The organism is Streptomyces sp. NPDC056222, assembly GCF_042264065.1.
GTDB lineage: Bacteria > Actinomycetota > Actinomycetes > Streptomycetales > Streptomycetaceae > Streptomyces.
Genome location: NZ_JBHJTL010000055.1, coordinates 39,595 through 51,984, shown reverse-complemented (window position 1 = coordinate 51,984; position 12,390 = coordinate 39,595). Strand labels below are relative to the sequence as shown.

The following is a 12,390-nucleotide window of genomic DNA, read 5'->3' as shown; positions in this document are numbered from 1 at the left end:
CTTGCGGGTGGGGCGCGCTGGCTTGAGGGGAACGACACTACCGCCCGGGGCCCGGGGCCGCCTCGGCAGCGTGCTGTCGGGGCTGGCCGTGGCCGTCGGCTGTGTGCTCTTCCTCGGCGGCTTCGTCTGGGGAGCCGTCCTCTACCAGCCCTACAGCGTGCCCAGCGACTCCATGACCCCGACCCTGGCCGTCGGGTCCAAGGTTCTCGCCCAGCGCATCGACGGCGACGAGGTGCGGCGAGGCGACATCGTCATCTTCCAGGACCAGCTCTGGGGCGGCGTCCCCATGGTCAAGCGCGTCGTCGGAGTCGGCGGCGACACGGTCGCCTGCTGCGGTGCGGACGGCCGGCTCACCGTGAACGGCAAGGCGGTCGAAGAGACGTATCTGCCCGCCGGCGCCCCCGCCTCCGGACAGCGGTTCTCCGCGACCGTGCCGCAGGACAGCCTCTTCCTCCTCGGCGACGAGCGGCACAACTCCCTCGACTCCCGGGTCCACCTCGAGGAGGCCGGCCAGGGCTCCGTGCCGCGCTCCGCGGTCACCGGCAGGGTGGATGCCGTCGTCTGGCCGATGAACGGCGTCCTCGCGCGGCCCGAGGGCTTCGCGGCACTCCCGGGTGGGATCTCGCAGCCCGGACCCGTGAAGCCGCTCTTCTACGCGATCGTCGCCGGGTGTGTACTGATCCTGGCCGGAGCCGCGTACGGTCCGGTGGCGGCGAGGCTCGGTGGGCGGTCCGGCGGGCCGTCCGGTGCCGCCTCGGGTGGTGGGTCCGGCGGGACCGGTGGTGCGTCGGGCGGGCGGAACGGCAAGGAGACGGTGAGCACGTGACGGGTACAGAGGAGTCGGCCGGGGCTGCGGGTCCGGCGGGTTCGGCGGGTTCGGCAGCGTCAGAGCGGGAGCTGCGACGGGTCGCGCGGGTCGTGCTGCTCGACCCCGACGACCGCATCCTGCTCATGCACGGATACGAGCCCGACGACCCCGACCAGACCTGGTGGTTCACGCCCGGCGGCGGCCTGGAGGGCGACGAGACCCGCGAGGAGGCGGCGCTTCGCGAGCTGGCGGAGGAGACCGGGATCACCGACGTCGACCTCGGGCCGGTCATCTGGCAGCGGATCTGCTCGTTCCCCTTCGACGGGCGGCGCTGGGACCAGGACGAGTGGTACTACCTGGCACGAACCACCCAGACCGTGACGGCCCCCGGCGGGCTCACCGAGCTGGAAGCGCGCAGTACCACGGGGCTGAGGTGGTGGACCTCCGCCGAACTGTCGGCGGCGCGTGAGACGGTGTACCCGACCAGACTCGCCGAGCTGCTGCACAGGCTGCTCGACGAGGGACCGCCGAATGCGCCGGTGGTGCTCGCCCCGGAAATCGTCTAGGGGTGCGAGTGGCTGGCGCACAATAGGTGGACGCACGGCTGAAGGGGAACATGCCATGAGCGCCGAGGACCTCGAGAAGTACGAGACCGAGATGGAGCTGAAGCTCTACCGGGAGTACCGCGATGTCGTCGGGCTGTTCAAATACGTGATCGAGACCGAGCGGCGCTTCTACCTCACGAACGACTACGAGATGCAGGTGCACTCGGTCCAGGGCGAAGTGTTCTTCGAGGTGTCCATGGCCGACGCCTGGGTCTGGGACATGTATCGGCCGGCCAGGTTCGTCAAGCAGGTCCGGGTGCTCACTTTCAAGGACGTGAACATCGAGGAGCTCAACAAGAGCGACCTGGAACTCCCCGGCAGCTGAGGCGCGGGCTGAAACCACCCGCAAGGGTGAGGCGGTTGTCCACAGACGGGCAACCGTCCACCAAGATCCACACGCGAAATCGCGGAGCGTCACAGTCGGTACCGGAGGTGGTACCGAATGAACTCGACCCACGCGACGAACGCAGCCGACCCGACCAACCCGACCCGCGGAACCAACCCAGCCGGCCCGACCCACGCGACGAACCCAGCCGGCCCGACCAACCCGACGAACGCACTCGGACGGTACGGGGAAGAGCTGGCCGCCCGGCGACTCACCGAGGCCGGAATGTCCGTCCTCGCACGGAACTGGCGCTGCGGACGCACCGGCGAGATCGACATCGTCGCCCGCGACGGCGACACCATCGTCATCTGCGAAGTGAAGACGCGCCGCGCGGGCGCCTTCGAACACCCCATGGCCGCCGTCACCCCCATCAAGGCCGACCGGCTCAAACGACTCGCCGCCTGCTGGCTCGACCGCCACGGAGGACCACCTCCCGACGGCGGCGTCCGCATCGACCTGATCGGCATCGTCCTGCCACGCCGTGGCGCCCCCGCCGTCACCCACGCCCGGGGGGTGGCCTGAGATGGGATTCGCCCGCACCTGCTCCGTCGCCCTCGTCGGCGTCGAAGGCGTCGTCGTCGAGGTCCAGGCCGACCTCGAAGCCGGAGTCGCCGCCTTCACCCTCGTCGGACTCCCGGACAAGAGCCTCAGCGAGAGCCGCGACCGGGTCCGCGCCGCCATCGTCAACTCCGACGCCGAATGGCCCCAGAAGAAACTCACCGTCGGACTCAGCCCCGCCTCCGTCCCCAAAGGCGGATCCGGATTCGATCTGGCAGTCGCCGCGGCCGTCCTCGGCGCCGCCGAACGCATCGACCCCAGAGTGATCGCCGACCTCGTCCTCATCGGCGAACTCGGGCTCGACGGCCGCGTCCGGCCCGTCCGCGGCGTCCTGCCCGCCGTCCTCGCCGCCGCCGAAGCCGGCTACCAACAGGTCGTCGTCCCCGAACAGACAGCGGGCGAAGCCGCCCTCGTCCCCGGAGTGTCCGTCCTCGGCGTCCGCAGCCTCCGCCAACTCATCGCCGTCCTCTCCGACGAACCCGTCCCCGAAGAAGAAGCCGCCGAAGAAGGCCGCCCCGACTCCATGCTCGCCGGACTCCTCGTCCCCGGCGCCGGCATCGGCACCGGCCTCGCCGCCGACCCCACCGACGGACCCGACCTCGCCGACGTCGCCGGACAGCACAGCGCCCGCCGAGCCCTGGAAGTCGCCGCAGCCGGCAGCCACCACGTCCTGCTCTCCGGACCACCCGGCGCCGGAAAAACCATGCTCGCCGAACGACTCCCCGGCATCCTGCCCCCACTCACCCGACAGGAGTCCCTCGAAGTCACCGCCGTCCACTCCGTCGCCGGCATCCTCCCGCCCGGCGAACCCCTCGTCCGCCGCGCCCCCTACTGCGCACCCCACCACTCCGCGACCATGCAATCCCTCGTCGGCGGCGGCAACGGCCTCCCACGCCCCGGCGCCGTGTCCCTCGCCCATCGAGGGGTCCTCTTTCTCGACGAAGCCCCCGAGTTCTCCGGCAAAGCCCTCGACGCCCTACGACAACCCCTCGAGTCCGGCCACGTCGTCGTCGCCCGCGCCGCGGGAGTCGTCCGACTCCCCGCCCGCTTCCTGCTCGCCCTCGCGGCCAACCCCTGCCCCTGCGGACGACACACCCTGCACGGCGCCGGATGCGAATGCCCCGCCTCCCTCATCCGCCGCTACCAGGCACGCCTCTCCGGCCCCCTACTCGACCGCATCGACCTCCGCGTCGAAGCCCAACCCGTCACCCGATCCGACCTCCTCGGCCAAGGCGGCCGCGGCGAAACCACCGCCGCCGTCGCCGACCGCGTCCGCGAAGCCCGCGCCCGCGCAGCGGCCCGCCTCGCCGACACCCCCTGGAACGTCAACAGCGAAGTCCCCGGACACGAACTGCGTACCCGCTACCTCGTCCACCCCGGAGCCCTCGCCGCCGCAGAACGCGACATCGAACGCGGACTCCTCACCGCACGCGGCCTCGACCGAGTCATCCGCGTCGCCTGGACCGTCGCCGACCTCGCCGGACACGACCGGCCCGACGCCCACGACATCGACCTCGCCCTCCAACTGCGCACCGGCATCGCCCGAGGCGTACCCGTCGGAGCGGGGGCCCTCGCATGACCCCGGACGAAGCACACACCACGGCAGAAACGCGCCGCGCCACCCCCGGCGAAGAACACGACCACGACAGGGAAGAAACACCCCACGCCACCCCGGACGAAGAACGCCTCGCCCGCGCCGCCCTCACCCGCATCGTCGAACCCGGCGACGAACACGCCGGCCGCTGGCTCCGCACGTACGGCGCCGCCGGCTTCCTCCGGCGCCTCCGCGACCCCGCCACGGACGACCACGAAACACCCGCCCACACCGACACCCCCCTCCCGCCCCACCCGAGCCACTCAGCCCCGCGCGGCTCCACCCGGCCCCCAGAGACCGGGCCCTTCCCCGGCACCGGGGAGAAACGGGTCGCCGGATGGCGGCGCCGAGCCGCAGCCGTCGAACCACACCGAGACCTCGACGCCGCCGAACGGCACGGCGGCCGGCTCGTCATCCCCGGCGACACCGAATGGCCCCGGCAACTCGACGACCTCGGCGACACACGCCCCATCGGACTCTGGATCCGCGGCCCGGCCGACCTGCGGACCTGGGCCCTGAGCTCCGTCGCCGTCGTCGGCGCCCGCGCCTGCACCCCCTACGGCGCCCACATGGCCACCACCCTCGCCTCCGGACTCGCCGAACGCGGCTGGGTCGTCGTCTCCGGCGCAGCCTTCGGCATTGACGGCGCCGCCCACAGAGGCGCTCTCGCCGCCCAAGGCGCCACCGTCGCCGTCCTCGCCTGCGGCGTCGACACCCCCTACCCCCGCGGCCACGCCGGACTCATCGGACGCATCGCAGAACAAGGCCTCGTCCTAGGGGAGTTGCCACCCGGAAGTCACCCCACACCCAGCAGATTCATCCTCCGAAACCGCGTCATCGCCGCACTCACCCGAGGCACCGTCGTCGTCGAGGCCGAGTACCGCAGCGGCTCCCTCGTCACCGCACGCAACGCCCACCGCCTCGGCCGCCACACCATGGGCATCCCCGGCCCCGTCACCAGCGGCCTCTCCGCAGGAGTCCACGAACTCCTGCGCGGCGAGGCCACCCTCGTCACCGACGCCGCCGAAGTGATCGAACTCGTCGGCGCCATGGGTCAACTCGCCCCCGCCCGACGCGGACCCGTCCTCCCCAGGGACCTCCTCGACCCGCACACCGCCCGCGTCCTCGAAGCCCTGCCCGCCGGCCGCCCCACACGCGCACCGCAGATCGCCGACCGCGCCGGGACGACCCCCGACGACACCCTCGCCAGGCTGTACGAACTGCACTCCCTCGGCTTCGTCGAACGGCAAGGCGACGACTGGCGGTTGACGAACAGCCGCACAGAAGGATCGAACGCGCGGCGAGGCGGTACTTGACCTGGAGCATTCGGGTGAAAAGGTGATGCAGATGAACAATCGAGTTCTCTCGGCCGCACCCGAGGGGCCGACACGCGCCACGGCCCGGGTTCGAAGATGTGGACGAGGCAGCCCACCCGGACCGGCGCGATCCGCAGAGGTTCGCTCACCGCGACAGTCCAGTCACGCTACGCTCACCAGGATTCCCTACCGGACACACCCACCGACCCACACCACAGCAGAACGGCTCAAGGCAACGCATGCCCCAGCACACCTCCGGGCCTGACCGCGCCGCGGTGCCCCCAGCAGCCCGGGGAGGCGCCGTGCGACCGCCCGCACCGACATCGCTCGACGAGCTGTGGCGCTCGTACAAGGACACGGGCGACGAGCGGCTACGGGAGCAGCTGATCCTGCACTACTCGCCCCTCGTGAAGTACGTCGCCGGCCGCGTCAGTGTCGGACTGCCCTCCAATGTGGAACAGGCCGACTTCGTCTCCTCCGGGGTCTTCGGGCTGATCGACGCCATCGAGAAGTTCGACGTCGAGCGGTCGATCAAGTTCGAGACCTACGCCATCACGCGCATCCGCGGCGCGATGATCGACGAACTTCGCGCCCTGGACTGGATTCCCCGCTCCGTGCGCCAGAAGGCCCGCAACGTCGAGCGTGCCTACGCGACCCTCGAGGCCCAGCTGCGACGGACCCCCTCCGAGAGCGAGGTCGCCGCCGAAATGGGCATCGCGCTCGAGGAACTCCACGCCGTTTTCAGCCAGTTGTCCCTCGCGAACGTCGTGGCACTCGAAGAGCTGCTGCACGTCGGAGGAGAGGGCGGCGACCGGCTGTCCATCATGGACACCCTCGAGGACACCGCCGCCGACAACCCCGTCGAGGTCGCCGAGGACCGCGAGCTCAGAAGGCTGCTCGCCCGGGCGATCAACACGCTCCCCGAACGGGAGAAGACCGTCGTCACGCTGTACTACTACGAGGGCCTCACCCTCGCCGAGATCGGCCACGTCCTCGGCGTCACCGAGAGCCGGGTCAGCCAGATCCACACCAAGTCGGTCCTGCAGCTGCGTGCCAAGCTGGCCGATGTAGGACGCTGACGCCGCGAGGCCGGTCGTACAGTGGTGCCGTGCCCAGGATTCGAGCGGCCAGTGTGGCCGAGCACCGGACGATGCAACGCGGCGCCCTGCTGGACGCCGCGCGATCCCTGCTGTCCGAGGGTGGTACGGAAGCGCTGACCTTCCCCGCCCTCGCCGAGCGCACGGGCCTCGCCCGCTCCTCGGTGTACGAGTACTTCCGGTCCCGCGCGGCCGTGGTCGAGGAGCTGTGCGCCGTCGACTTCCCCGTCTGGGCGGCCGAGGTCGAGACGGCGATGGCCCAGGCCGACACCGCCGAGGGCAAGGTCGAGGCGTACGTACGCAAGCAGCTCGAGCTGGTGGGGGACAGGCGCCACCGGGCGGTCGTCGCGATCTCCGCGAGCGAGCTCGACGACGGTGCCCGCGAGAAGATCCGCGCCGCCCACGGCGGTCTCGTCGCCATGATCGTCGAGGCCCTCGCAGACCTCGGCCAGGCGCAGCCCCGCCTCGGTGCGATGCTCCTCCAGGGCGTCGTGGACGCGGCCGTACGCCGTATCGAGCTGGGAGCGGCGGAGGAGCCGGACCGGATCGCCGACGCGGCGGTCTCCATGGCCCTCCGAGGCGTCAGCGGCTGATCCCCCTCTGGGGCCCCTCCCCCCCCCCGCCCCCTCCCCTCCCACCCCGTCCCCGCCCCCGTCGTGGCCCCGGATCACGGCACCCCCGTCACCGGCAGCAGCCTCGAGGGGCCCTGTCGGAGGAGGAGCAGTGGGTTCAGGTACGTGTCGCCGCGGAGCAGGCCCCAGTGGAGGCAGGACTCCGGGCAGTGCGTTTCCTCGGGTGGTGTGGCGAGTGTGGCGACCGGTTGGCCGCGGGTGACCGTGGTGCCGGTGGCGACTGTGGGCGTCACCGGTTCGTAGGTGGTGCGCAGGGGCGGGCTTCCGGTGTCCGGCAGGGTGATCGTGAGGACTCCGCGGCCGGCCACCTGCCCTGCGAAGGTGACGACGCCGGAGGCCGCGGCGTTCACCGTGGTGCCCGGTGGGGCTGCCAGGTCGAGGCCGCGGTGGCCGGGGCCGTAGGGGCCGGCCGGTGGTTCCCAGCCGCGGACGATCTCGGGGCGCGGTGGTCCCACGGGCCAGATCAGGGCGGCCATCAGGAGCAGTGTCGTGAGGTGCATGGGGATCACACTCCCGTGGGCGCCCGGTTCGCGGGGATCACGGACGGTATCTGTGGAATACCGGCCGGTTGTGGACAGCGCCGTCACCCGGCACGCCCCGGGTCCCGTACACTTCCTATGGCGATCCGGGTCACCGGGTCGACTTCGCACGCCCCGCCACTCAACCCTCACCGGTCGTGGCAGCGCCTTTTCGGTCCCTTGTGGCACGGCGCGTCGGGGCGTCAGGACATAACCGAGAACACCAAGGAGATACGGCCATGGCCGTCGTCACGATGCGGGAGCTGCTGGAGAGCGGCGTCCACTTCGGTCACCAGACCCGTCGCTGGAACCCGAAGATGAAGCGCTTCATCTTCACCGAGCGCAACGGCATCTACATCATCGACCTGCTCCAGTCGCTGTCGTACATCGACCGCGCCTACGAGTTCGTCAAGGAGACCGTCGCCCACGGCGGCTCCATCATGTTCGTCGGTACGAAGAAGCAGGCCCAGGAGGCCATCGCCGAGCAGGCGACGCGTGTCGGCATGCCGTACGTCAACCAGCGTTGGCTCGGTGGCATGCTCACCAACTTCTCCACCGTCTACAAGCGTCTGCAGCGCCTCAAGGAGCTCGAGCAGATCGACTTCGAGGACGTCGCCGCCTCGGGTCTCACCAAGAAGGAGCTCCTGGTCCTCTCCCGCGAGAAGGCCAAGCTGGAGAAGACCCTCGGTGGTATCCGCGAGATGCAGAAGGTGCCGAGCGCCGTCTGGATCGTCGACACCAAGAAGGAGCACATCGCCGTCGGTGAGGCGCGCAAGCTCCACATCCCGGTGGTCGCGATCCTCGACACCAACTGCGACCCCGACGAGGTCGACTACAAGATCCCGGGCAACGACGACGCGATCCGCTCCGTCACCCTGCTCACCCGCGTGATCGCCGACGCCGTCGCCGAGGGCCTCATCGCCCGCTCCGGCGCCGCGACCGGCGACTCGAAGCCGGGCGAGAAGGCCGCCGGCGAGCCGCTCGCCGAGTGGGAGCGCGACCTGCTCGAGGGTGAGAAGAAGGCTGACGAGGCCGAGGTCCAGACCTCTGCCGAGACCGAGAAGGTCGCCGACGCCGAGGCTGCCACGGCCGCCGAGGTCGTCGAGGCCGCCGAGGCTCCGGCCGCCGAGGCCGAGCAGGCCTGACCCACGGCCCGACCTTCACAGGTCCGGTTGTTTCGGATGTAGACGGCGGGGGCCCACGAAGCCCCCGCCGTCCACCCGTAGATCTTTCAGACTTCGAGAGAGAAACTCAGACTCATGGCGAACTACACCGCCGCTGACGTCAAGAAGCTCCGTGAGCTCACCGGCGCCGGCATGATGGACTGCAAGAAGGCTCTTGACGAGGCCGACGGCAACGTCGACAAGGCCGTCGAGGCTCTGCGCATCAAGGGCCAGAAGGGCGTCGCCAAGCGCGAGGGCCGCTCTGCCGAGAACGGCGCCGTCGTCTCCCTCATCGCCGACGACAACACCTCCGGTGTCCTCGTCGAGCTGAAGTGCGAGACGGACTTCGTCGCCAAGGGTGACAAGTTCCAGGCCGTCGCCGCCGCGCTCGCCGCCCACGTCGCCGCCTCCGCTCCGGCCGACCTGGAGGCGCTGCTCGCCTCCGAGATCGAGCCCGGCAAGACGGTTCAGGCGTACGTCGACGAGGCCAACGCCAACCTGGGCGAGAAGATCGTTCTCGACCGCTTCGCGCAGTACGCCGACGGCTTCGTCTCGGCCTACATGCACCGCACCATGCCCGACCTGCCCCCGCAGATCGGTGTTCTCGTCGAGTTCGACAAGGAGAACGCCGAGGTCGCGAAGGGTGTCGCGCAGCACATCGCCGCCTTCGCGCCGAAGTACCTCACCCGTGAGGACGTTCCGGCCGAGGTCGTCGAGACCGAGCGTCGCGTCGCCGAGGAGACCACCCGCGCCGAGGGCAAGCCCGAGGCCGCGCTCCCGAAGATCGTCGAGGGTCGCGTCAACGGCTTCTTCAAGGACGCCACGCTGCTCGGCCAGCCGTACGCGCTGGACAACAAGAAGTCCGTCCAGCAGATCCTGGACGAGGCCGGTGTCACCCTGAAGCGCTTCACGCGCATCAAGGTCGGCATCTGAGTCCGTACGCAACGGACACCGGACCCCGGTAGGGTCTGAAGCAGTCGTCCACGCTCGCGTAGGACGACCGCAGATCTGACGAGGAGGCCATTGCCGTACGGGAAACCGCAAGGACCCACCGGCAATGGCCTTCGTCGTATGTGCACGAGGAGATCTCCATGAACCAGTCCGCCGCACAGGGCGACGACATCCACGGCAAAAAGGCCGGCCGCTTCATGCTGAAGCTGTCCGGCGAGGCATTCGCCGGCGGCGGCGCGCTCGGCGTCGACCCCGACGTCGTGCACAAAATCGCGCGCGAGATCGCCGCAGTCGTCCGCGACGGAGCGGAGATCGCGGTCGTGATCGGCGGCGGCAACTTCTTCCGCGGCGCCGAGCTGCAGGTGCGCGGCATGGACCGGGCGCGCTCCGACTACATGGGAATGCTCGGCACCGTCATGAACTGCCTCGCCCTCCAGGACTTCCTGGAGAAGGAAGGCATCGACTCCCGCGTCCAGACCGCCATCACCATGGGCCAGGTCGCGGAGCCGTACATCCCGCTGCGTGCCGTGCGCCATCTGGAGAAGGGCCGTGTGGTCATCTTCGGTGCCGGTATGGGAATGCCGTACTTCTCCACCGACACCACGGCCGCCCAGCGTGCCCTGGAGATCGACGCCGAGGCCCTGCTGATGGGCAAGAACGGCGTGGACGGGGTCTACGACTCCGACCCGAAGACCAACCCCGACGCGGTCAAGTTCGACGCGCTGGAGTACGGCGAGGTGCTCTCCCGCGACCTGAAGGTCGCGGACGCCACCGCCATCACGCTGTGCCGCGACAACACCCTCCCGATCCTCGTCTTCGAACTGCTTGCGGAGGGCAATATCGCGCGCGCGGTGAAGGGTGAGAAGATCGGCACTCTCGTGAGCGACCAGGGCACCCGGGCCTGAGCCTCGGCTCGAATCCGGGTACCTCCCCGCGAGGGGATGGACAGAGCCCTGCCGGTCGTACACCGTGCAGGACAAGACGCGACGACACGCAGGAGCAAGTGGTGATCGAAGAGACCCTCCTCGAGGCCGAGGAGAAGATGGAGAAGGCCGTCGTGGTCGCCAAGGAGGACTTCGCCGCGATCCGCACCGGCCGTGCGCACCCGGCGATGTTCAACAAGATCGTGGCCGACTACTACGGTGCCATCACGCCGATCAATCAGCTGGCGTCGTTCTCGGTGCCCGAGCCGCGCATGGCGGTGGTGACCCCGTTCGACAAGAGCGCGCTGCGCAACATCGAGCAGGCGATCCGTGACTCGGACCTGGGCGTCAACCCGAGCAACGACGGCAACATCATCCGTGTGGTGTTCCCGGAGCTCACCGAGGAGCGCCGCCGCGAGTACATCAAGGTCGCCAAGAGCAAGGCCGAGGACTCGAAGATCTCCATCCGTTCCGTGCGCCGCAAGGCGAAGGAGACCATCGACAAGCTGGTCAAGGACGGCGAGGTCGGCGAGGACGAGGGCCGCCGCGGCGAGAAGGAGCTCGACGACACCACCGCGAAGTACGTGGCGCAGGTGGACGAGCTGCTCAAGCACAAGGAAGCCGAGCTGCTCGAGGTCTGATGAACGACTCTTCCTGGGGGGCCCCGGCCGGTTCCGGCTACTGGGGGCCCGACCAGGGGCCTGCCCCGGCGGGTCCCGCATACGATGGGCTGCAGGCGGCGCAGACTCGGCCCATGCCCATCGTGCCCGACGTCCCCGCCGGCGATCACCAGGACGACCACGACCGGGGGGCCGCTCAGCGGAGCGGTCCCCTGTTCCGTGACGAGACGCCGAACGAGCACCCGCAGGAGCCCATGTCCAGCCCGTCCCAGCCCGCTCCCGCGGCTCCGCAGAAGAAGAGCGCGGGGCGCGACCTGGGCGCGGCCATAGGGGTCGGCGTCGGGCTCGGCGCCGTGATCATCGCGTCGCTGTTCATCTGGAAGGCCGCGTTCGTCGGCGTGATCGCGGTCGCCGTCGTGGTCGGTCTGTGGGAGCTCACCTCCCGTCTGCAGGAGCGCAAGGGCATCAAGGCTCCGCTCGTCCCGCTCGCCGTCGGCGGTGCGGCGATGGTGGTGGCCGGGTATGTCCGGGGTGCGGAGGGGGCTTGGGTCGCCATGGCCCTGACCGCTCTCGCGGTGCTGGTGTGGCGGATGACGGAGCCGCCCGAGGGTTATCTGAAGGACGTCACGGCGGGCGTGTTCGCGGCGTTCTACGTGCCGTTCCTGGCGACGTTCGTGGCGTTGATGCTGACGGCCGACGACGGGCCGGAGCGGGTGCTCACGTTCCTGGTGCTGACCGTGGTCAGTGACACCGGTGCGTATGCGATCGGCTGGCGTTTCGGCAAGCACAAGCTGGCTCCGCGGATCAGTCCGGGGAAGACCCGTGAGGGTCTGCTCGGTGCGGTGGCGTTCGCGATGGCGGCGGGTGCGCTGTGCATGGAGTTCCTGATCGACGGTGGCTCGTGGTGGCAGGGTCTGCTGCTGGGCCTTGCGGTGGCGGCGAGTGCGACGCTCGGTGACCTCGGCGAGTCGATGATCAAGCGCGATCTGGGCATCAAGGACATGGGCACGCTGCTGCCGGGTCACGGCGGCATCATGGACCGGTTGGACTCCTTGCTGCCGACCGCTCCGGTGGTGTGGCTGCTGTTCGTGCTGTTCGTCGGCACGGCCTGATACGACGTTCGTGGCGAAGGGCCCGTCGTCCCCTCGGGAGCGGCGGGCCCTTTCCCGTTGTCCGTGCGCCATGTGGTGGACACCTGCGGCGGGTCGTGGCAGTGCCGT

General features: G+C 70.0%; 14 protein-coding genes. 13 read left to right on the top strand and 1 reads right to left on the bottom strand.

Features of this window, described 5'->3' with window-relative positions:
• Positions 1-22: 22 nt before the first annotated feature.
• The 8 genes from lepB to ACFC0D_RS24245 all read left to right on the top strand — a co-directional run bounded on the left by lepB (position 23) and on the right by ACFC0D_RS24245 (position 6,956).
• The gene (gene lepB / locus ACFC0D_RS24280; protein ID WP_376439586.1) at positions 23-826 is read left to right on the top strand and encodes a signal peptidase I; all 804 of its coding nucleotides are present in this window, start codon (positions 23-25) and stop codon (positions 824-826) included.
• Between the two features lie 71 nt (positions 827-897).
• On the top strand, positions 898-1,374 hold the full coding sequence (locus ACFC0D_RS24275; protein WP_376439583.1) for an NUDIX hydrolase: 477 nt from the start codon (positions 898-900) through the stop codon (positions 1,372-1,374).
• Between the two features lie 55 nt (positions 1,375-1,429).
• On the top strand, positions 1,430-1,738 hold the full coding sequence (locus ACFC0D_RS24270; RefSeq protein ID WP_005311352.1) for a DUF2469 domain-containing protein: 309 nt from the start codon (positions 1,430-1,432) through the stop codon (positions 1,736-1,738).
• A 117-nt stretch (positions 1,739-1,855) separates the two neighbouring features.
• Complete coding sequence (locus ACFC0D_RS24265) at positions 1,856-2,320, top strand: YraN family protein (protein WP_376439572.1); 465 nt, start codon at positions 1,856-1,858, stop codon at positions 2,318-2,320.
• 1 nt (position 2,321) lies between these two features.
• Positions 2,322-3,935 (top strand): YifB family Mg chelatase-like AAA ATPase, encoded by a 1,614-nt coding sequence (locus ACFC0D_RS24260; protein ID WP_376439569.1) that lies wholly within the window; start codon positions 2,322-2,324, stop codon positions 3,933-3,935.
• Entirely contained in the window at positions 3,932-5,266 is a 1,335-nt protein-coding gene (dprA, locus tag ACFC0D_RS24255; RefSeq protein WP_376439566.1) for a DNA-processing protein DprA, read from the top strand. The genes ACFC0D_RS24260 and dprA overlap by 4 nt, the downstream gene beginning before the upstream one ends.
• Positions 5,267-5,505: 239 nt before the next feature.
• A complete protein-coding gene (gene whiG, locus ACFC0D_RS24250; protein WP_329115397.1) occupies positions 5,506-6,345 on the top strand; it encodes an RNA polymerase sigma factor WhiG in 840 nt (279 codons plus the stop codon).
• Positions 6,346-6,398: 53 nt separating this feature from the next.
• Positions 6,399-6,956, top strand: coding sequence for a TetR/AcrR family transcriptional regulator (locus ACFC0D_RS24245; RefSeq protein WP_376439580.1), 558 nt, complete (start codon positions 6,399-6,401; stop codon positions 6,954-6,956).
• A 74-nt stretch (positions 6,957-7,030) separates the two neighbouring features.
• On the opposite strand, the gene ACFC0D_RS24240 is transcribed toward ACFC0D_RS24245, so the two are convergent.
• Positions 7,031-7,495, bottom strand: a complete 465-nt coding sequence (locus ACFC0D_RS24240) for a murein hydrolase activator EnvC family protein (protein ID WP_376439562.1) — start codon at positions 7,493-7,495, stop codon at positions 7,031-7,033.
• Positions 7,496-7,752: 257 nt separating this feature from the next.
• On the opposite strand from ACFC0D_RS24240, the gene rpsB reads away from it, so the two are divergent.
• The 5 genes from rpsB (at position 7,753) to ACFC0D_RS24215 (ending at position 12,282) form a co-directional block, all read left to right on the top strand.
• Positions 7,753-8,658, top strand: coding sequence for a 30S ribosomal protein S2 (gene rpsB / locus ACFC0D_RS24235; RefSeq protein WP_376439559.1), 906 nt, complete (start codon positions 7,753-7,755; stop codon positions 8,656-8,658).
• A 114-nt stretch (positions 8,659-8,772) separates the two neighbouring features.
• On the top strand, positions 8,773-9,609 hold the full coding sequence (gene tsf / locus ACFC0D_RS24230) for a translation elongation factor Ts (protein ID WP_376439556.1): 837 nt from the start codon (positions 8,773-8,775) through the stop codon (positions 9,607-9,609).
• A 158-nt stretch (positions 9,610-9,767) separates the two neighbouring features.
• The gene (gene pyrH, locus ACFC0D_RS24225; RefSeq protein WP_376439553.1) at positions 9,768-10,532 is read left to right on the top strand and encodes a UMP kinase; all 765 of its coding nucleotides are present in this window, start codon (positions 9,768-9,770) and stop codon (positions 10,530-10,532) included.
• Positions 10,533-10,633: 101 nt separating this feature from the next.
• Positions 10,634-11,191, top strand: a complete 558-nt coding sequence (frr, locus tag ACFC0D_RS24220) for a ribosome recycling factor (RefSeq protein WP_137993093.1) — start codon at positions 10,634-10,636, stop codon at positions 11,189-11,191.
• Entirely contained in the window at positions 11,191-12,282 is a 1,092-nt protein-coding gene (locus ACFC0D_RS24215) for a phosphatidate cytidylyltransferase (protein ID WP_376439549.1), read from the top strand. Before frr ends, ACFC0D_RS24215 begins: the two co-directional genes overlap by 1 nt.
• Positions 12,283-12,390 lie beyond the last annotated feature (108 nt).